Annotated in this window: 18 protein-coding genes, 1 tRNA gene and 2 pseudogenes; 5 read left to right on the forward strand and 16 right to left on the reverse strand. The window is 66.9% G+C overall.

The features are described 5' to 3' along the window. Positions 1 to 37: 37 nt before the first annotated feature. The 13 genes and pseudogenes from ACT86A_RS14390 to ACT86A_RS14450 form a co-directional block, all read right to left on the reverse strand. A complete protein-coding gene (locus ACT86A_RS14390; RefSeq protein WP_445092614.1) occupies positions 38 to 961 on the reverse strand; it encodes an FAD-dependent oxidoreductase in 924 nt (307 codons plus the stop codon). An 86-nt stretch (positions 962 to 1,047) separates the two neighbouring features. Beyond that, the gene (locus ACT86A_RS14395; RefSeq protein WP_445092615.1) at positions 1,048 to 2,199 is read right to left on the reverse strand and encodes a hypothetical protein; all 1,152 of its coding nucleotides are present in this window, start codon (positions 2,197 to 2,199) and stop codon (positions 1,048 to 1,050) included. Then, entirely contained in the window at positions 2,196 to 2,639 is a 444-nt protein-coding gene (locus ACT86A_RS14400) for a hypothetical protein (protein ID WP_445092616.1), read from the reverse strand. The genes ACT86A_RS14395 and ACT86A_RS14400 overlap by 4 nt, the downstream gene beginning before the upstream one ends. A 412-nt stretch (positions 2,640 to 3,051) precedes the next feature. Beyond that, a complete protein-coding gene (locus ACT86A_RS14405; protein ID WP_445092617.1) occupies positions 3,052 to 3,732 on the reverse strand; it encodes an MspA family porin in 681 nt (226 codons plus the stop codon). A gap of 29 nt (positions 3,733 to 3,761) precedes the next feature. Then, positions 3,762 to 4,409: an MspA family porin gene (locus tag ACT86A_RS14410; protein ID WP_445092618.1), complete on the reverse strand. Its 648-nt coding sequence runs from the start codon at positions 4,407 to 4,409 to the stop codon at positions 3,762 to 3,764. Between the two features lie 550 nt (positions 4,410 to 4,959). After that, positions 4,960 to 5,035: transfer RNA gene (locus tag ACT86A_RS14415), tRNA-Ala, on the reverse strand. A 243-nt stretch (positions 5,036 to 5,278) separates the two neighbouring features. After that, positions 5,279 to 6,739: a rifampin monooxygenase gene (gene rox / locus ACT86A_RS14420; RefSeq protein WP_445092619.1), complete on the reverse strand. Its 1,461-nt coding sequence runs from the start codon at positions 6,737 to 6,739 to the stop codon at positions 5,279 to 5,281. 319 nt (positions 6,740 to 7,058) lie between these two features. Continuing rightward, positions 7,059 to 7,607, reverse strand: coding sequence for an SRPBCC family protein (locus tag ACT86A_RS14425; protein ID WP_445092620.1), 549 nt, complete (start codon positions 7,605 to 7,607; stop codon positions 7,059 to 7,061). Further along, complete coding sequence (locus tag ACT86A_RS14430; protein ID WP_445092621.1) at positions 7,604 to 8,341, reverse strand: DsbA family protein; 738 nt, start codon at positions 8,339 to 8,341, stop codon at positions 7,604 to 7,606. Before ACT86A_RS14430 ends, ACT86A_RS14425 begins: the two co-directional genes overlap by 4 nt. A gap of 519 nt (positions 8,342 to 8,860) precedes the next feature. Beyond that, positions 8,861 to 10,048, reverse strand: a pseudogene (locus ACT86A_RS14435) (MFS transporter); the annotation flags it as partial. After that, a complete protein-coding gene (gene pgm / locus ACT86A_RS14440) occupies positions 10,038 to 11,681 on the reverse strand; it encodes a phosphoglucomutase (alpha-D-glucose-1,6-bisphosphate-dependent) (RefSeq protein WP_445092622.1) in 1,644 nt (547 codons plus the stop codon). The gene pgm and the pseudogene ACT86A_RS14435, both read right to left, overlap by 11 nt. A gap of 47 nt (positions 11,682 to 11,728) precedes the next feature. After that, positions 11,729 to 11,989 carry a hypothetical protein gene (locus tag ACT86A_RS14445; RefSeq protein WP_445092623.1) on the reverse strand — a complete coding sequence of 87 codons (261 nt, stop codon included), beginning with the start codon at positions 11,987 to 11,989 and terminating at the stop codon, positions 11,729 to 11,731. Continuing rightward, complete coding sequence (locus ACT86A_RS14450; RefSeq protein WP_445092624.1) at positions 11,986 to 12,348, reverse strand: DUF190 domain-containing protein; 363 nt, start codon at positions 12,346 to 12,348, stop codon at positions 11,986 to 11,988. Before ACT86A_RS14450 ends, ACT86A_RS14445 begins: the two co-directional genes overlap by 4 nt. A 453-nt stretch (positions 12,349 to 12,801) precedes the next feature. Between ACT86A_RS14450 and ACT86A_RS14455 the strand changes: the two genes are divergently transcribed. Beyond that, positions 12,802 to 13,482: a TetR/AcrR family transcriptional regulator gene (locus tag ACT86A_RS14455; protein ID WP_445092625.1), complete on the forward strand. Its 681-nt coding sequence runs from the start codon at positions 12,802 to 12,804 to the stop codon at positions 13,480 to 13,482. A gap of 54 nt (positions 13,483 to 13,536) precedes the next feature. Beyond that, complete coding sequence (locus ACT86A_RS14460) at positions 13,537 to 14,835, forward strand: D-arabinono-1,4-lactone oxidase (protein WP_445092626.1); 1,299 nt, start codon at positions 13,537 to 13,539, stop codon at positions 14,833 to 14,835. Between the two features lie 48 nt (positions 14,836 to 14,883). Here the strand turns inward: ACT86A_RS14460 and ACT86A_RS14465 are convergent, their stop codons facing one another. Next, a complete protein-coding gene (locus ACT86A_RS14465; RefSeq protein WP_445092627.1) occupies positions 14,884 to 15,630 on the reverse strand; it encodes an SIR2 family NAD-dependent protein deacylase in 747 nt (248 codons plus the stop codon). A gap of 200 nt (positions 15,631 to 15,830) precedes the next feature. Here ACT86A_RS14465 and ACT86A_RS14470 point away from each other — a divergent pair, with 200 nt between their 5' ends. Continuing rightward, positions 15,831 to 16,244, forward strand: a complete 414-nt coding sequence (locus tag ACT86A_RS14470) for an arsenate reductase ArsC (RefSeq protein WP_445092628.1) — start codon at positions 15,831 to 15,833, stop codon at positions 16,242 to 16,244. Between the two features lie 222 nt (positions 16,245 to 16,466). Here ACT86A_RS14470 and ACT86A_RS27540 read toward each other — a convergent pair. Together ACT86A_RS27540 and ACT86A_RS14475 are read right to left on the reverse strand one after the other, a co-directional pair. After that, positions 16,467 to 16,589: pseudogene (locus ACT86A_RS27540) on the reverse strand (hypothetical protein); the annotation flags it as partial. A gap of 7 nt (positions 16,590 to 16,596) precedes the next feature. Continuing rightward, positions 16,597 to 17,106: a hypothetical protein gene (locus ACT86A_RS14475; protein WP_445092807.1), complete on the reverse strand. Its 510-nt coding sequence runs from the start codon at positions 17,104 to 17,106 to the stop codon at positions 16,597 to 16,599. A gap of 314 nt (positions 17,107 to 17,420) precedes the next feature. Here ACT86A_RS14475 and ACT86A_RS14480 point away from each other — a divergent pair, with 314 nt between their 5' ends. Both ACT86A_RS14480 and ACT86A_RS14485 read left to right on the forward strand, forming a co-directional pair. After that, positions 17,421 to 18,857, forward strand: a complete 1,437-nt coding sequence (locus ACT86A_RS14480) for a bifunctional lysylphosphatidylglycerol flippase/synthetase MprF (protein WP_445092629.1) — start codon at positions 17,421 to 17,423, stop codon at positions 18,855 to 18,857. Continuing rightward, positions 18,848 to 19,786, forward strand: coding sequence for a threonine/serine dehydratase (locus ACT86A_RS14485; RefSeq protein WP_445092630.1), 939 nt, complete (start codon positions 18,848 to 18,850; stop codon positions 19,784 to 19,786). The genes ACT86A_RS14480 and ACT86A_RS14485 overlap by 10 nt, the downstream gene beginning before the upstream one ends. Positions 19,787 to 19,874 lie beyond the last annotated feature (88 nt).

The following is a 19,874-nucleotide window of genomic DNA, read 5'->3' on the forward strand; positions in this document are numbered from 1 at the left end:
CACTGACATTGAACCAGCGGCGCGGCAAGGAACGGTCTTATAGCCGAAGTTCGGCGGCGGTCGCTGCCTGCGCCCGACGACCTCCTTCTGGTCGATAGGTGGCTTGTGCCACGGGGCGCCGGATCGCCGTGTAGGAATCGAGTCCGGCAGCAACGGAATCCGCTTCACGGAGGCACCTCGCCAGAATGATGGCGTCCTCGATCGCGGACGTCGCACCACGGCCGGCCGCCGGGGATACGGCGTGCGCGGCGTCGCCGATGAGCACGGTGTTGTCGTTGTGCCAGGTGCCATCGGGATCGAGCTCGAACAACGCGATGGGCACGCTCACCTCGGAGTCGTCGAGGATCGCGGCGACCGGAGTCTCGCGAAGTGGCCCGAGGAAGCGCTCGCTGTCGGCCATTGTGGTGGGCGTCGACACGTTGCGCCTGCTGAACCAGAACGAACCGTCACGGTCGTCGCCCACATAGCCGACGACTCCCTCGGGGTCGGTCCAGAAGTGCAGGATCCGCGTCGGCAGGCCCGGTATAGGTTTCCGGTAGTGGCCGTATCGGATCTGCTGGCTGGTGTAGGCGGGTTCGCGTTGATTGCCGAGTGATCTCCGGGTGAGAGAGCGGGCGCCGTCCGCACCGACCAGCACGTCATGGTCGTCAACGGCGCATGGGTCGACCCGAAACCCGTAGTGGCAGTCGATGCCGGACTCGTCGAGGCGCTCACGCAGTAGAGCCAACAGATCACGTCGCCAGATATGGGTGCTCGACCAGCGATGGCCGGGCTCGGTACGAGCAAACGAATTCGTCCGACCGGAGACCGTGTCGGTCGTGCTGACCTCGAGGACAGGAAACCCCGCCGCTCTCACTGCGTGGGCCAGATCCAGTTGGTCCAAGCCGGTTAACGCCGCCGGCCCGAGCGTGACCCACCCACCGGCATCGGCGGCACGGGAAGCCGCCTCGTAGGCCTGCACGCGAGCACCGATTCGATCCAAAGCCAGTGCTGCACAAGCACCCCCGATACCACATCCGACAACCGTCGCACGAACTGCCACGACGGTCATATCCTCCCCGCAACGCGCGCCCGCCGCCAGAAAACTCGAGCCGCGGCATCCTGCAAGCCTTCAGCACGGAGATGCGCAGCCAGCGTGACGAGCAGTTTGCGGTCGGAGTCGAAGGTGTCAGCGGTATCGACCGCTGCCCGGGCTGGTTCACCGTAGAGAACCGGGCGGTCGAAATTGGCTGCGGCCACGCGCCGGAGTTCTCGCGCGTAACCAGGTACGGTGATAGCCGCAGCAGGATCAACTTGGGGGCTGAGGAGCAGCAACGCATCTCGAATATCCACCATCATCGCCTGACGTCGCTCGAGCAGTGAAGACAGTGGTTGCCATGTCCGGAACCTGGGCAACCGACGTACGGGGAGAAACTCAGCAATAACTGCCGCGGCGACGATCCATAGGCGTCGGAGCAAGATGATGTCAACGAGTGCGCCGAACCCTGCCCCGATGGCGCGGGTGCGCATGACCAGGCCATACCAAGACACTCCCAGAATGAAGACGAACTGCCCGATGTAGACCTGCCATCGTCCCAACGCGACAAGCGCTCGGGCGGGAGTTGTCTCCATCAGGTATTGGATCAGCTGGATTGTGAACGTGACGGTCGCGGCGAGCATCAAAAAGGCGCCGATCGCAGCGAGGACCATGCCGTGCGCAGGAGTGCCGGTAAGCAGCCGTAGATACGCGATGCAAGAGAACAGGATCGCCGCCCCGAGCGGCAAAGTCACCATCTTCTCGCCCAAGAAGAACATGACCACCGCGCGATCGGAGAAACCGTACGGTTGGGCGTCCGTTCCCGCCGATATGACGCATATCAGCATCAGCAGAACAGCCGTGCACATCACCGTCCCCAACGCGCCGAGAACCCATTTGCTCTGCTCGGCGCGCTGACCAGCGATCATGAAGAAGCCGACGATGCAGAGTTTGGCCGCCATGAGCGAAACGGTGCCGATGAGTTCGTACCCCATGGCCGACAGCATCCACGGGTCGCTTCGCTTTTCCGCGTACTCACCGACCGCGTAGCCGACCGCCAGAAAAATGAACGCGCCGACGACAGCCCCGAGCGCTGCGTCGTTGGTACGCCGGTACTGCACGGCCTTCCAGATCGCCGCTGCGGCGAAAACCGCGATCAGCCATCTGTGCGGGATGTAGATCACAGCCACCCCATTCGTTCCCGCAGCGGCAGCGAATGATCAGGGTGCAGGGGGCGAAGCGCCCGTTGCCGGTCGAGCACTCGACCGATCTGATACGACCACCGCGACAGGAGATTGGCTGTGTACTCGGCTTCCCACTCCATCTCGGCCGACATCGCCGAATGACCACGGATCCCGTCCACCTCGTAGTGACCGGCGATGATATGCCCGAACTCGTGGCTGATCCCGTGATCCTGATGCCAGCGTGGGGTGGCCTGCTGGTACGCGATCAGATACACGTCCGGTCGCGACGACAACTTCAGGGTAATGGCAAAGAAACTATCCACCGGCAACAAGCGTTCTTGGAGAACCAAGGTCGTGCCCGTGGTAGCGGAATACCTGTCGATCAGCTGCCGTACGGTGAACTGCTCCCGAATATCCAACTGCCGCAGCAGATGCCGCACCCGATCCTCGACCTGGCGTACCTTTTCCTCATCAGGACGCACGGTAACCGCGTTCCCTGCCTCCCCGCCGTCGCCGAGTCGCTCCCGGCCACTACCTGCCAGGTCTGCTGGATATCCCATCAGATTCCTCCCCTACGGCACCGGCCCCACAACGCCCCCGCGAATGGGATCCTACTCAGCCCAAGTCACTGCCACGTGGAACAGATCCGCCCGCATCTCGCCATAACCTACCATCGTGCTCGGATTCATCGGGTCTGCTTGGCGAGGCAGATCTCATCCCCGCGCTGGCGCAGATCGAAGAAGTCGACCTCGCCGGGCAGCCTGCCCGGCCCCAACATAGGACTACATGGACTTCGACGCGGTGAAGGTCTATCGGGTTCCATTGAGAGATAGAAACTCCGACGGACGGAGATCAGAGCACTATCGGATCGCCGTAGACCACCACGGTCTCATCGGCACGGGCCGACTTGGTGGTCAGCACCGCATACGAGCGGATCGCCGCCGGACCTACGCAGCCGTTGACCGTGATCCGTGTGCGGTCGATTCCGGCCAGGGCACGCGAATCGCGCAGGTCCGCACTCGCAAGCGGGATATCGGCGACGGTACCGACCTCGAGGTTCACGGTGGCCTCGGGTTCGACTCGAAGGCCCGGATAGATCCGGCTGCGATTACGCGCTGGCCCTCCCTGGCGGGGCGTGACCACGATCGTGGACCGGCTGGTGAACGGCTTCTGGTCCACGCTTACCCCGATCGCCGACAACAACGTCCCCAGCTCGGCGGCGATCTTGCCGACCGCCACCGCACACCCCACGTGATACCCGATCCGCAGCTCCGCCTCGCGCGCCCCCGAATCCGTGGCTGTCACACGCGCATACGCTTCGTTGCTGACCAACGCCGTTCGCTCCACAGCCTTTCCGGAACCCACCAACTCGACGTGTTCACCGTGGTGACCGACCTGCAACGTCGCGCCATCGGCGGCCGTCACGGTGCGCTCGTGCGGGCGGACTTCCACGACGTCCGCGTACGCGGGCGCGGCACAGAGGTGTACCAGCAGCACGCCCGCGACACCGATCACCCATCTCGAAGCACGCACAGCTCCCCCACTCACTTGCGGCCCCGCGATCAGAGCGCGACGGGGTCGCCGTACACGGCCACCGAATCATCGGCCACGTCACTCTTGACCGCGACGATGGTGTAGGAGCGGATGCTGGCCGGTGCGATGCATCCGTCGATCTTGACGTGCGCGTCCCGATGGGTGACGAACGCCTCCGATCCCTGGATCGCCTTCTCACCCAGCGGCAGATCCACCACTTGCCCCGGTGTCAGCGACACACTGAAACTCGGTGCCACCGAGGCGTTCGGACCGATGTTCGCGCCCACGGTCGGCGTCGGGATGCTCGGTTCGATCACGATCCCGGGCGAAATCCCCACACTCACCGTCGCACCCACCGTGATATCGGTGATGTTCATACCGCAGCCCAGGTGATACCCGGTCTTGACCACCGCGCCCTGCATCGCCGACCCCGCGCCAGCGAGTTTCCCGTACGCCTGATTCGTGACGAACACTTCACGGGTCGTGCCGACACTGTTCAACGGCAACACCCTGTTAGCGGTCTCCGCCTGATGGCCGACCGTCACCCGCCAACCATCCGGCGTCGAAATCGTCTGCTCATGCGACGGCAACACCAGCATCTCCGCCCGCGCCGTACCCGCACTCGATCCGACCACCGACAGCACTGCAGCCACCGAGAACCAGAACTTGACCTTCACTGGGAACCCCCACCCTCTCGCAGAACAACCGATCCACCGCCCTGCCGGCGATCATCGGACTCGTGCCCGAACGCTAAAGGCACACGAGATCACCCAGCAATCCGGAATACGCGGAAACCGTGTCGTCCGCGCACTTCACAGCCGAAATCGACCAAACGTCCGGACCGGACACGACACCCTGACGAACCGGACGGATCCGATCGTTCAGTGTGCACGTCTGCTCGGATTGTCACAGCCGATTCACAGAACCCCGCCCAGGCCGTTCTTGAGGCAGGTGAGACAACTTTCCACTCCGAACATGACCGCGCCGCAGCACCGCAGGCTGTCGCACGGGCCAGCGAGCGCAATCCGTCTTTACAGGATATGTGTGACTTCGGTCATACACCAATCGAGGATGCGTCGCCAAGATGAGCGGCTGGACCCCGGTCCGGTGGCCACTACACCGACAGGAAACGGACCCTCACACCGAGAACTTCGGTGTGAGGGTCACTACTGTCGTAGAAGGTGTCGTAAACCCGTCAAATCGGGCATACCGAATGGATATAACCCCTGGTGGAGCTAAGGGGACTCGAACCCCTGACCCCCACACTGCCAGTGTGGTGCGCTACCAGCTGCGCCATAGCCCCTGGTGGGTTGCGCTGCGGTATTCCCCGCCGCGCTTGAATGAAGTTACACCAACGGTGCGTCAGCGACCAAATCGCCTCCATTCGGCCGCGACGGGGGCTAGGAGAGTGCGTCTTGCGTCAGTTCGGCGCCACACTTCGGCCGTGGACGATCGACTGTGTGAGCGGGTGTTCGCGAATGCGGGGAACCGACCGCTTCCCGGCGTGCACCAACGGACAACAGCGCATGTGCGAATCGAACAAGGACTACCCTCGGCCCACGACTGCGCGCCGGCTAGCGGCAGCACCGAACCATTTGCGCAGCTGGCTGAGCAGATCCTGCTGATCTTCACCGACCCACGCCACGTGACCGTCCGGCCGTAGCAGCACTGCGGGCACCTCCAGTTCCTCGCTGACGTCGACGACGTGGTCGACTCGATCGGCCCATCCCGCAACCGAGAGCCGGCCGGTCTGGTCGAGCAGTAGCCCGCGACCGCCGTGCATCAATTCGTAGAGGCGCCCGCGCTTCAGCGTCACGTCCCGCATTCGCCGGCCGAGCAGGTCATGCCCCTCGCCGAAGTCGTAGCGGACCCCTACCGCGGTGATGATCTCGGTGATGTACCGGTTCACCTCCTCGAAGTCCATCAGCGTCGAGAACAGCTCGCGCAGCGCGGTCGCACCCGGATCGGCGCCCAGCAGCGTCATCTGCGCCCGGGTGTTCGCCAACACACGGGCGCCCACCGGGTGCCGTTCGGCGTGGTAGCTGTCCAGCAGTCCCTCCGGCGCCCAGCCGTTGACCTCTGCCGTCAGTTTCCAGCCGAGGTTGAACGCGTCCTGGATGCCCAGGTTGAGCCCCTGCCCGCCGGTCGGCGGGTGAATGTGCGCCGCGTCCCCGGCCAGCAGCACCCGGCCGATCCGGTAGCGCTCGGCCTGCCGAGTGGCATCGCCGAAGCGGGACAGCCAGCGCGGTGAGTGCACGCCGAAGTCGGTGCCCGCGAACGTCCGCAGCCGCTGCTTGAACTCCTCCAGAGTCGGCGCGGCCGCACGGTCCGCGGCCACCCCGTCGGCGGGCACGATGACGCGGTACAACCCATCCGCATCGTCACCGACGCGGACGGCACCGAACCGCTTCTGGGTCTTGTGGACCTCCTCGACGACGGCGGCGACGGTCGCCGGGTCCTCGGTCATCTCCATCTCACCCAGCAGCGTCTCTACCGTGGCGGGCTCACCGGGGAAGCCGACGCCGAGCAGCTTGCGCACCGTGCTGCGGCCGCCGTCGCAGCCGACGAGGTAGCGCGAGCGCACCCGCGTGCCGTCCGCCAACTCGACGGTCACCCCGTCTTCGTCCTGGCTCAGCCCGACCACTGCGCAGCCGCGCCGAATCTCGACACCGATTTCGAGGGCGTGCTCGTTGAGCAGCCGTTCGGTGACCGGTTGCGGAGTGGCGACACCGTACGGGTGCGCCGTGTCCAATCGGTCCGGCCACGGCTTGATGATGCCGCCGAAGAGACCGCCGGCCTGGAACTTCTTGCTGACCGCGAGAAATCGGTCCAGCAGGCCGCGCTGGTCCATCAGCTCGACACTTCGCGCGTGTAGGCCTTGTCCGCGGGACTCGCCCGTCGGCTTCGCCTCCTTTTCCAGCACGAGCACACCCACGCCGTGCAGCCGTACCTCACAGGCCAACATCAAACCGGTCGGCCCGCCGCCGGCAACTATCACATCAATCATGAACACCCCTATTACGTTTCGCCCGCCGCTGCGCACATCCACGTCGAGCGCCTGCCGCCGCGAGTCCCGCGAAGCGGTTCGACGTCCACGAGACCTGGTACGTCGCCGAGCACATGGACTTCGCGAATCCCTGATTCCCGCAGCTTCTGGTTCGGCTGGAGATTCTGCAGCACGACCGGGGTCTTGCCGCAAGACCCCGGGTGCGCTATATGTTGAAAGTGGCAGGGAGTCAGCGATCTCCTTGCCTTCGCTTTTGGTTGTGGGTTGCGACCCGGATTTTCCTAGCGAAGCCACATGAGCGTTGTTCGAGCTCGGGCGGTCAGCGTTCCGGTAACGCCTGTTCCAGTAACGCCTTGAGTGCCGCCAGGTCACGTCGGACCCAGTCGGTGTCAGCATCGAATCGCGCCTCGTCGACCTCGGGCTGCCGCAACAACGTGAGCGTCACCGTTGCCCCGTCGCCGTTGCGGATCACACGCAGCGGGATGTCCAGCGTCGGGCCAGTCGGGAAGCGCACGCGGTGATCAGCGACGCCGAACTCGTTGGGCGGGCTGAAAAGGACGTAGGCCTTGCCTTCCGGCGCGTCCGCGACCCACTCGCCGGGCTCTGCGCCGGGATCGCCGGAGCCCGGTTCCAGGCCGGCGGAAAGCCCGCTCGCCCACTGCGGATAGTTCCGCGGCTCCGCCAGAAAGGCCGCGACCTCTCCATACGGACGCGCGACGTTTTCACTGAGCCGCCGCCCGGCCCATGGACCAACGGAACGCTCGGTGGGTGGCGATCCGCGGGAGCTGGGGATGCCGGACCGCTCCGTCGAGTGGGCCGGGTCGTCGATGTGGTGGAGTCGACGTCCCGGCCCTCGCCGAAAGATCACTTGGTGAGTGAGGTCACCCAGTTCTCGTCGTTGGCGTCGATCTTGGTCGTGCCGTAGAAGACGGCGGGCGTGGCCGCGGAGCCGCCGAGTGCCTCGCCGAGCGCGGTGGTCTGCGCCATCGCAGTGGTACGTGCGAAGTCGACCTTGGCGCCGGTGGTGATGCACTGCAATGCCGATTCAGCGGCTCCGGCATCCCGGGCGACGGCGGCGAGTTCGTCGTTGTTCAGGTCGCGACCGCCTTCGCTGGGACGCTTCGTGGTGAACAGCTCGCTATGGAACTTGGCATAGACCGGGCCCGAGCCTGCTTCGGCGACACACTGATTCGCGGCGACGGCGCGGGTGGAGTAGTCCTTGCTCTGGGAGCGGGCATCGAGGAAATTCACCAGTCGATAGCGCACCGCGAGTGCGCCCACATCGATCTGCTGGGCGATTTCCTGGCTGTAGATGCGCTCGAGGTTGCCGCAGCCCGGGCACAGCGGGTCCTCGAAGAGGTCGATGGTCTTCTTCGCGTCCGGGCGGCCGAGCAGGATCGAGCCGCTCGGCTCGAGCATCGAGTGCACCGCCTGGTCCCGTACCGGGCCGTAGCCGTCGTTGCGGACCGTCGGTTCGTCGCGCCCCCAGCGGACCGCCGCGATCACGATCAACACGATCAAGGCAAGTGCGACGGCGCCCAATGCATAGGTGGTGGTACTCGACATCGGCCGAGGCGTGTAGTTCGAACGCGATTCGCTCACAGGGACACCCTGCCCCACCGATTCATCCGAGCCACCGGCGGACCCTACATCCGCAGCTCAGTGACGTCCTGGCCCGGCGCGCGGCTGCGCCGACAGCCCACCGGCACCGACGTGCCAGCGGGTTCATCGATCGGGGTGGATTCGGTGTGCGGTCCGCTGATATCGGCGGCGGGACGTCGCCGAGTGTGCGGTGGCGGGTGAGGACTCCGATTCGGCAACTGCGGTACCCGGCACGGCCGCTGCCGCATGGACAGCTGTCCCTACTCCTGCGGAGTGCCCAACCGCGGCGCCCGGCCGAGCTACCGGCGCCCCGTGTGTCACAGGCTCAGCGGCGACCAGTCCTGGATCGACCGCCCCCGCGGCGGCAGCACCCGCTGGCACTCCCGAGGAATCCGTCGACGAGCCACCCGCCGCCGTTTCGGACTCGACCGAAGCCGCCACCGGAGCGCCGGAAGCTGCCTGGTCGGCAGGCGTGGGCAGGTTTTCACCACCGGTCCGATCCGACGGCGTCTCGGCGTGGACGGGTCCGCGGCGCAAGGGCTCGGGGACGACGGCCCAGCCGATCGCGGCCATAGCGAGCAGAGCCCCGGTCACGCCGAGGGCGAGCTCGTAGGATGCCTGCTGCGCGAGGGCACCGACCGCGACCGGTCCGAGGACGGTGCCGAGATCAGCGGCCATCTGGAAACCGGCCAGCACGGGGCCGCCGCGCGCCTTGGGCCCGATGATATCGGCCACCGCTGCCTGCTGGCTCGGGGTGAACAGGCCGGAACCGACTCCGGCGAAGAACGAGGTGGCCAGCAGCCACGGCACGCTCGTCGCCATGCCGATTCCCGCGGTGCCCGCGGCGCACACCAGCGAGCCGACGATCACGAAGGGTTTTCGCCCCCACCGATCGGACAGCCGTCCCGACGCGAACAACACCGCGACGTTTCCCGCCGCGAATACCGTCAGCGCGACACCCGCCATCCCGGGAGCCTGGTGCAGCACCTCGACGACGAGCAGCGGCACCAACGCCATCCGCACACCGAACACGGCCGCGCCATTGGCGAAGTTCGACAGCAGCACCGCCCGGTACTCCGGCCGCGCCCACCCCTCGCGGAACGACATCATGCGGACCCCGCCGACCGGTTCCGGCGCGGCCAACGCCGAATTCCGCAGACTCAGATGCACCACGACGCTCACCAGCAGCAGCGCCACCGCGTAGATCACGAACGGCCACCGCAATCCGAGGCCGGACAGCGCGCCGCCGACCAGCGGTCCGCTCACCGAGCCGACCAGGAAGCTGGTCGACCACAGCCCGGATACCCGGCCGCGCTGCTGCGGCGGAGACATCCGGATTACCAGTGCCAGCGACGACACGGTGAACATGGTCGACCCGATTCCACCGAGCGACCGCAACACCATGAGCTGCCAATAACTTTGCGCCAGCGCACTGGCGCCGGTGGACAGCGCGACGATCAGCAGCCCACCGAGATAGACCGTACGCTCCCCCAACCGCTGGACCAGTCGCCCGCTCACCGGTGCGAACAGCAGCCGCATCAAAGCGAAGGCGGAGACGATCGCCGAAGCGGCCGCGACGCCGACCCCGAACCCGCGCGCGAACTGCGGTAGCACGGGGGCGACCAAGCCGAACCCGATAGCGATGACGAACGCACCCCCGACCAGCACCCAGATCTCCCGGGGCAGGGGTTTGGAGCTACCGGTCACCGCACAGCGCCCGTCCGACCAATTCCTCCGCGGCCCGCTGCACCTCGGCCAGGTGCTCGGGGCCGTGGAACGACTCGGCGTAGATTTTGTACTTGTCCTCGGTGCCGGAGGGGCGCGCGGCGAACCACGCGTTCTCCGTGGTCACTTTGAGGCCGCCCAGGGGCGCGCCGTTGCCCCGCGCCCTGGTGAGCACGGCGGTCACCGGTTCGCCGGCGATCTCCTTCGTGGTGATCATGTCCGGAGTCAACTTCCCGAGCAGCTGTTTCTGTTCCGCGGTGGCGGGTGCGTCGATCCGGGCGTAGGCCGGAGCACCGTAGCGGCGTTCCAGTTCGACGTAGCGCGCCGAGGGACTCTGCCCGGTGACCGCGGCGATCTCACCGGCGAGCAGTGCCAGCAGGATGCCGTCCTTGTCGGTGGTCCACACGGTGCCGTCCATCCGCAGAAACGACGCGCCGGCGCTCTCCTCGCCGCCGAAAGCCAGGCTGCCGCTGAACAATCCGGGCACAAAGAACTTGAATCCGACCGGTACCTCGTGCACATCCCGGCCGAGTACGGAGACCACCCGGTCGACCATGGACGACGTTACGGCGGTCTTGCCGATCTTGGTCAGCGCGTCCCAGCCCATCCGGTTGGCGACCAGGTATTCGATGGCCACCGCGAGGAAGTGATTCGGATTCATCAACCCGCCATCGGGCGTGACGATGCCGTGGCGGTCGGCGTCGGCGTCGTTGCCGGTGGAGATGTCGTAGTCGTCCTTGATCGCGATCAGCGATGCCATCGCATAGCGCGAGGACGGGTCCATCCGGATCTTGCCGTCACTGTCCAGTGTCATGAACCGCCAGGTGGGATCCACGAACGGGTTGACCACCTCGAGCTCGAGGTCGAAGCGCTGACCGATCTCCTCCCAGTAGTCGACGCTCGCGCCGCCCATCGGGTCGGCGCCGAGCCGGATGCCCGCTCCGCGGATGGCGTCCAGGTTCAGCACATTGGGCAGGTCGTCGACATAATGGCCGAGGTAGTCGTAGCGTTCCACGCCGGTTTCCAGCGCGCGCCGCAGCGTGGTGCGTTTGACCTCGGCCAGCCCGCTGAGCAGGAGTTCGTTGGCGCGCGCGGCGATGGCGTCGGTGGCCGTGTTGTCGGCCGGGCCGCCGTGCGGCGGGTTGTATTTGAAGCCACCGTCGCGCGGCGGGTTGTGCGAGGGGGTGACCACGATGCCGTCGGCCTGGTGCTTGGCGCCGCCCCGATTGTGGCGTAGCACCGCATGGCTCAGCGCCGGAGTGGGGGTGTAGCGATCACGCGCATCGATCACCGCGGTCACGTCGTTGGCGGCGAGCACCTCCAGTGCGGTGGTCCACGCGGGCTCGGACAGCGCGTGGGTGTCCCTGGCCAGGTAGACCGGGCCGGTGATACCACGGGTGGCGCGGTATTCGATGATCGCCTGGGTGATCGCGAGAATGTGCGCTTCGTTGAAGGCGCCCTCGAGGCTGGATCCGCGATGTCCCGAGGTACCGAACGCTACGCGCTGGGCCGGATCCTGCACATCGGGGATGCGGCTGTAGTACGCGGTCACCAGGTGTGCGATGTCCTCGAGATCGGTGGGACGTGCGGGACGCCCGGCTCGATCGTGAGCCATGCTCGGGTCTCCCTTCCATATCGGCTGCGCCCGGCTCGTCATCAGAATCATGTCCACGACCGCCTGGTCACCGCCGGCCCCGCGGCCACGTCGATCACCTCGGCCACCAGCCGGATCCTCTCGTCGCCGAATGTGCTGAACGTGGTCGGCGCGGTGCGGGAACCCGATCCCGCGGCGGCGAGCCGCTGCGTACCGGTGCTCGCGTTGCTGCGATCGCCGAGCCGCGCCGAACCGACAATGCTAACGGTCGACGTCCCGTCCGGCATCGGCACGTCGAAATCCACTGGTGCGCCGCGCGGTACCGTCATCGCTCACCTTCCTGCCACAGTTCCACCGGTGCCAGCGTGACGTTGACCGAGGCGAATAGTTCGGCGTTCTGCTCGACGAACCCGCGCAGGCGTTGCGGCTCGTCGACCAGCACCAGCATCAGCGGAAGATGGTCGGCCATATCCAGGAGCCGGGTGGTGTGGACATGCGCGGACGCGCCGTATCCCTCGATGCCGCGCCACACGCTCGCACCCGCGATCCCGGTGTCCCTGGCACGACGCACGATCTCGTGGTACAGGGGCGTGTGCCGCCACTTGTCGTCCTCGTCGAGCAGCACGGTGAGCCGCGCCGCCGGCCGCCACCGCTGCGGTACGGGAGAACCTGTTTGCGGATCACTCACTGCCTGACCCCCTTTCGTCGTGCCGTTCCGTCGATCGCCGAGCCGAACCAGGTAGCCGCCGAACATGCCTCGCGCCGGGCTTCGACGCCCCGGCCGCACCACCACTCCCCTTGGCGGGCGAGCGCGGAGCACCGCGCCTGATCCGAGGAGTGTACGAACCTCACGGGCGGGGTGGAGAAGGTGGTGCCGCCGTCGCGCACGCCGGTGCCCCAGAAGGGGACGTAGCAGTCTCTTGGCTACCCACGCCGCGGCCGCGGGAATCATCGGGATTACTGCCGCACAGCATCCCACGGTGATTACGCCGGGGCGCAGCGCCCATCCCTCGCGGCCGGAGGGGCAACCCACAGACAAGCGGCCGAACAGCACCGGATCGACGGTGCCGCCGCGGCATCGGTGTCGCGGTAACGGAGTAGATACCTCCAGTTAATTTCCCGGCGTTGATAGAATGACGACGTGAATCACGTCATGGTCACCTCTCCACCTCGACGTCTACGGGCCGATGCCGCGCGCAATCAACAGCGGATCATCGCCGCTGCGCGCGAACTGTTCGCAGACCGTGGACTCGAGATCACCCTCGACGACGTGGCCGAGCGCGCGGGTGTGGGCGTCGGCACGGTCTATCGCCGCTTCGCGAACAAGAAGGAACTGATCGTCGCGGTCTTCGATCAGAACCTGCGCGATTTCGCCGATGCCGCCGATGCCGCCTACCGGCATCCGGACCCCTGGTTCGGAGTGGTCGAGTTCTTCGAATACGTCTGTCGGCACATGGCGACCAATCGCGGGTTCAGCGAGGTGATGCTCGAACTCGAGGACGACGCGACCGAACGATTCATCATCGTGCGTGATCGAATCAAGCCCACCGTGACAGCCATCTGCGCACGAGCACGCGATGCGGGAGTGCTCGCCGAGGGCATCGAGCCGGCGGACTTCTTCGCGCTCGTACACATGGTCGACGCCATGGCCGAGTTCGCCAAACCGGTCAATCCCGATGTGTGGCAGCGCTATATGGCCGTCATGCTCAACGGCCTGCGCGCGGACAGCACGCCGCGCCGGCACCTCGTCGTCCCGCCGCTGACCGACGAGGAAGTCGAGCACGCCAAGCAGCACCTCACCTGCGGGGGCCGCAAGCGGTAGCGAAATCGCACGATAAGCAGTGTGCGGCACCACCGCTCCCGTAAATTTGGTCATATGACCAATTCTTGGGTGAACTGGGCCGGCGATCAGCAGTGCACACCCGCGGTTCTCGCTACGCCGCATTCGGTCGACGAACTCGCGGATCTACTCGGCAGCGCCGGCACAGCCGGCTACACCGTGCGCGTGGCCGGCACCGGTCATTCGTTCACCGACGCGGTACTCACCGACGGCATGCTGCTGAATCTGGCGCGGCTGAACCGGGTTCTCGACGTCGACCGCACGAGCGGCCTCGTCCGGGTCGAGGCGGGCATCACGTTGAACGCCGCGAGCACCGCCTTACACGAGCACGGGCTCGCCTTTCCGAACCTCGGCGACATCGACGGGCAAACCGTGGCCGGCGCCACGGCCACCGCCACCCACGGCACCGGCGCGACATTGCCGAACCTTTCGGCCGCAGTGCATTCCGTGGAGCTGATGTCGGCCGACGGCAGCCGGATCGAACTGAACGAGCACAGCGACCCGGACGGCTGGCGCGCGGCGCGGGTCAGCGTCGGCGCCCTAGGGGTGGTCACCGCCGTGACGCTGCGAATGGTGCCCTCCTTCGTGCTGGAAGGCATCGAGCGCCCGATCCCGGTGGCGGACGTGCTCGCCGACCTGGACTCGTTCGTCGACGGCAACGAGCATTTCGAGTTCTACATGTTCGCGCACAGCCCGCTGGCCATGACCAAGCGAAACAACCGCGTGAGTCGACCCGAGCGGCCGCGGGCCGAGCCTATCGACTGGTTTGCCGATATCTTGCTGTCCAACTACGTGTTCGACGCGCTGTGCAAGCTGAGCCGCAGACAACCGCGCCTGGTCCCGTGGATCCATCGCGGCGCTGCCTACGCGGGCAGCTACCGACGCCGAGTGAACCGGTCCTACCGGGTGTTCGCCTCGCCGCGGCTGCTGCGCTTCACCGAGATGGAGTACGCCATCCCACGCGAGCACTCCGCCGACGCGATCCGCGAGATCAAGGCGCTGGCCGCCGGATTCGATACGCCGATGCCCATCGAGGTGCGGTGGGTCGCGCCGGACGACGCTTTCCTCTCCCCCGCGGGCGGCCGGGAAACCTGTTACATCGCCGTCCACCAGTACCGCGGGATGGACTTCGAGCCGTACTTCCGTGCCTGCGAATCGGTTTTCGATCGGTACCAGGGACGACCACACTGGGGTAAGCGCCACTTCCAGACCGCGGCGACCCTGCGCGAGCGCTATCCGGAGTGGGATCGTTTCGCCGAGGTCCGCCGTCGCTTCGACCCCGAAGGGCGCTTCGCCAACGCCTACCTCGATCGAGTGCTCGGCCCCGTCAGCTGAACCGAATCCACCGAAACGCCAGGGACGGCGACCGGTTCCCGGTTGCGATCAGGCGGCGAGGATCTCGGCTACGAGGCGGGGAACGGCCGTTCCGATGGGCTCGCGGATGACCTCGGTGGCCAGCTCGTCATACGGCGTCGGCTCAGCATTCACGATGACCAGGTCGGCGCCGCCGCGCACGGCGATGGCGCACATCGAGGCGGCGGGCTCCACCTGCAGCGACGTTCCGATAGCCAGGAAGATCTCGCTCGTCTCGGCGGCAATGGTGGCCGCGGCCATGGTCCGGCGGTCCATCTGCTGACCGAACATCACCGTCGCGGACTTGAGAATTCCCCCGCAATCGGGACACGGCGGGTCGGGTTCGCCCGCGCTGACGCGCTCCAGAGTGGCGGCCATCGTGGTGTGGAAGTCGCATTCGATACAGACCACGTCGAACATGTTGCCGTGGATCTCGATCACCCGCTCCGGCGAGGATCCCGCCCGCTGATGCAAGCGGTCGATGTTCTGCGTGATGACGGTGACCGCCCGACCGGCCCGCTCCAGATCGGCCAGCGCCTTGTGCGCCGGGTTCGGCACGGCCTGCCATGCCGGATTGTCACGCCGGGCCAGCCAGGCGCGCTCGCGCAGACTCGGATCGGCCACATAGTTCTGATACGTGGAAAGCAGTTCGGCGATGGGGTCTTTCGTCCACACCCCGCGCGGGCCGCGGAAATCCGGGATACCGGAATCGGTAGAGATACCCGCGCCGGTGAGTACCCCGATCCGGCCGGTACGACTGCGCCACTCGGTCGTCATATCTGCCAGCGTAGGGGCAACGACGAGCCGTCAGCGTTCCGCGTCACCTCGCGCCGACGCACGGCCCGAGGTAACGATTCGCGGCACGCTGGTATACGTATCTCGTACGCTACGAAAGCGTTTCGGCTCCACCACCACGTCGGACACCGGTCCGGCAGCTGGCACACGCAGGCTCCACCTGTACATCGAAAGGCGTTCGCATGTCCCACAAACCCAGTGTGCTGTTCGTCTGCGTGCACAACGCGGGCCGTTCGCAGATGGCCGCCGGGTTGCTCACCGCGCTGGCCGGGGACCGGTTCGACGTTCGATCGGCGGGCAGCGCACCCGCCGGGACGCTCAACGCGACCGTGGTCGACGCGATGGCCGAGATCGGTATCGACATCTCCGGCCACACGCCCAAGCCGCTCACCGTGGACGCGGTCGGCATCTCCGACGTGGTGATCACCATGGGTTGCCCGGACGCCTGCCCGTTCTTCCCCGGCATCAGCTACCGCGACTGGGTGCTGCCGGACACCGCCGGCCAGAGCATCGACGTGGTGCGCACCATTCGCGACCGCATTCGCATCCTGGTGGAGAATTTGATCGCCGAGCTGGTCCCCGCGCCTGCGCGCTGAAGGCTGTCCGAATCGTTCTGCGTCCTCCGCTCGCAGTAACCGTCGACGGCGACCTCTTCCACCGAGCCGACGCTACAACGGCCCGCCGACACAACTACCACGGTGTCGGCGAACAGGAGCCGCAACCCACACCGCTACCCACTGCCCTTTCGATGCTGGCGCGAACCTTCGTCGCCCGGGTGCCTGCACCCCACGGCACCTGCGGCTCAGCAGGCTAACCGGTGGACTGGGTCGCCACGCAGCCATCGGCACGGTTGCCCACAGCAGATACCACGCCCGCACGACCGGAATCAGCAGCACGATGGCGCCCAGCGCCACAACGAGCGAGCCCACCACATGCGGCCGCGGCGGTTCAGCGAGGCAGCGGGGCGACCGGGACGATTGCGCGTGGGACGACCCGGAGATACGGGTGCGGATCGGCCGCGACGATTTTCGACGCCGGATCCTTGCAGCCGACGGTGACATCTCCGTTCGGCGCGGAGGAAAACGTCCACAGCGTCATCCATTCTGTACCGCCGACCGTCTCGGTTTTCTTCGCGTCCGACGACAGCAGATCTTCATTCCGTCCGGAACTATCGGTAACCGTGCAGCGAATACCGCTGGCGGCCTGTCCCCACGCGGCCGGCGCCCGGATATCGAGCACCGAGTCCGCCGGCACCGGGACTTTCTTCGTGTCGCCGAGCAAAACCCGGACCGCGCCGGCCGCTTCGTCGTGGTCACTCGCGGCCGTTGCCGTTGCCGTTGCGGTCGCCGCGGCGACCGCGCTCGTCGACGCCGATTCCTCGCTCGCCGGGGTGTCGTCGGAGCACCCCGCCGCGGTAACGGCGAACAGCGCGGCAAGCGCCAGCCAGCTCAGTTTCACGGTTCGGACCTCTCGTCGCGCCCACTCGCCAGGCGATTGGTTCGGATCAGCCAGACCACAGAGCATGACAATGCCGACCGGGAAAATCCCGGCTACACGCCGAGACATCGGCAATTGGGCCGCAAACGTCCGAATCGGCTTTCTCGATCGCGCTTTCTCGCCCCGCCGGTTCCAGAGAGCGCCGCCACCGGTTCCAGAAAGCATTGCCCTGATGCCGCCGGGTCCGCATAGTGTGTCGGTAGGTGATCATCGGGAGGCCACCATGGCGAGATTGTCGTGGGCGGGCAGACACGCCGCTGGGGCGGAGCACGGCCATGTCTGACGAGCAGGGAACTTCCGGCTCGCGCACGCTGCGCGCCGGCACACTCAGCGGCTACCGGGACGCCGCGGTTACCACCCCACCTGCGGCACGGGCCGTGCTGGTTGCTTCGGCGCTGCTGATCGCCGTGGTGCTGGCCTACGAGGCGCGTCTGACCTCGCACGACGGGGTCGATCACACCTGGTTCGCCGCCCTCGCGGTGTCCGGCCTGTTCGTCGCTCGCGGGCTGCATCTGCGCCGCCCGATCACCCTGCCGCACGTCACCGCCGCCGTCTTGGTGCTGGCCGTCGCACACCTCGTCTATCGGGCCGGGCATCCCGATGCCGGCTTCGTCCTGTTGTCCGCCACGGGCTTCGTGGTGGTGCTGCCGCTGTCGAGCAGGCCGCAGCCCGAGGAGTTGGAGCGGGTGGCCGCACTGGTCGGCCACACGGCAGGGGACCCGCTGGCGCCGTTCGCACTGCATTCGTCCAAGTCCTACTTCTTCGACGCGTCGTCCACCGCGGCGATCGGCTATCGCACCCGCTTCGGCATCGCGGTCGTCGCAGGCGACCCGATCGGCGATCGGACCGTATTCCCGGCGCTGATCACGGCGTTCTCGGTATTCGCGGCCGAGCATGGCTGGCGGGTCGCCGTCCTGGGCGCGAGTCCCGAACTGGCGGATCTATGGCGGCTGCGCGCACGGGAGCACCGCGGGTTGCGCGCGGTCCCGATCGGCCGCGATGTGGTGCTCGACGTCGACGAGTTCACCCTGGTCGGACGCAAGTTCCGCAACCTGCGCCAAGCCGTGAGCCGCACCAAGAATGTCGGCATCGACACCGAGGTGCTGGAAGAGTCGGCGCTGAGCCGCGCACAGCGCCGGGAACTGCTGGCCATCGTCGACCAATGGGGCCGTGGCAGGCAGAACCGGGGCTTCTCGATGATCCTGGATCACCTGCTCGACGGGCGAAACCCGAACATGCTGGTCGTCATCGCCAACCGCGTGGATGGCGTCCCGGCGGGTTTCCAGCGCTATGGCAGTTCCGGGCAGGGGCGGGAACTGAGCCTCGACGTTCCATGGCGGCGCCGGGACGCGCCCAATGGCCTCGATGAACGGATGATCGTCGATCTGGTCGACTATGCCAGGGCGCATGACATCCACCGGATCTCGCTGGCTTTCGCGCCGTTCCCGGAACTGTTCGCCGAGAAACGGACCTCTCGCACGGCCAAGTTGCTCGCCCTGGCGGTGCACGTGGGCGACCCACTGATCCGACTGGAATCGCTCTACCGCTTCCTGCGCAAATTCCACGCGCTGGCGCGGCAGCGCTACGTTCTGATCCGTTGGCGCGAGGTGCTGGTCGCCGCCGCTGCGCTGTTGACCCTGGAGTTCGCACCGCACCGTCACGAGCGCTCCAGCGCGACCCCGACCGACTCCCGAGGAGCGTCATGGAACTGACTCACAGCGACGTGAAAGCCGCGGCCGAACGGGTGACGGGCCGGGTCAGACCGGTCGCGGTGGCGCAGGCCGACAGTACCGGCGAGCTCTGGTTGGCGCTGGAATTCCTGCAGCACACCGGAAGCTTCAAAGCCAGGGGCGCGGTGAACTTCCTGCTCACCCACCAGGACGGCGGCACGCTGCCGCCGGTCGGGGTGACGATCGCCTCCGGCGGCAATGCCGGGCTGGCGTGTGCATGGGCGGCCCGCGATCAAGGGGTTCCGGCGACCGTGTTCCTGCCGACCACGGCACCACGGGTCAAGATCGACCGGCTCACCTCGTATGGCGCCGAAGTCCGGTTGGTGGGTAACCGATACGCGGACGCGCTCGCCGCCAGCCGCGAGTTCGCCGATGACACGGGCGCTCTGCTCTCCCACGCCTACGACAATCCACTCGTCGCGGCGGGCGCGGGCACGCTCATGACCGAGATCCACGAGCGAATTCCGGATCTCGACACCGTCGTTGTCGCGGTCGGCGGAGGCGGGTTGTTCGCCGGAGTCGCCACCGCCGCCGATCACTACGGTGTCCGCACCGTCGCGGTGGAGCCTATCCACTGCCGCGCCCTGCACGCCGCGATCACAGCGGGACGGGTGGTCGACGTCGAGGTCGACTCGATCGCCGCCGACTCGCTCGGCGCCCGGCGCGCCTCGGAGCTGGCACTGGCGGCCGCGCGACAGTACGACGTGGCATCGGTGCTGGTCGAGGACCGCGCGATCAGCGCGGCCCGCCGCAACCTGTGGCAGGAGCGTCGCATCGCGGTCGAGCACGGTGCGGCGACCGCTCTGGCCGCGGCGCTCGGCGCGGAACCAGCATTGCGGCGCGTTCCCGGTGAGCGGGTGTGCGTGGTCTTGTGCGGGGCGAACACCGACCCGTCGGATCTGGCCGGGTAGAATGACCCGCCACGCCGTCGGCGTATTTCCGACGAATCGGGCGAGACAGGGTTAGGCTCCCGCTGTCGTCCTCGATCCCGACGGAAGG

The organism is Nocardia glycosmidis (assembly GCF_052545115.1).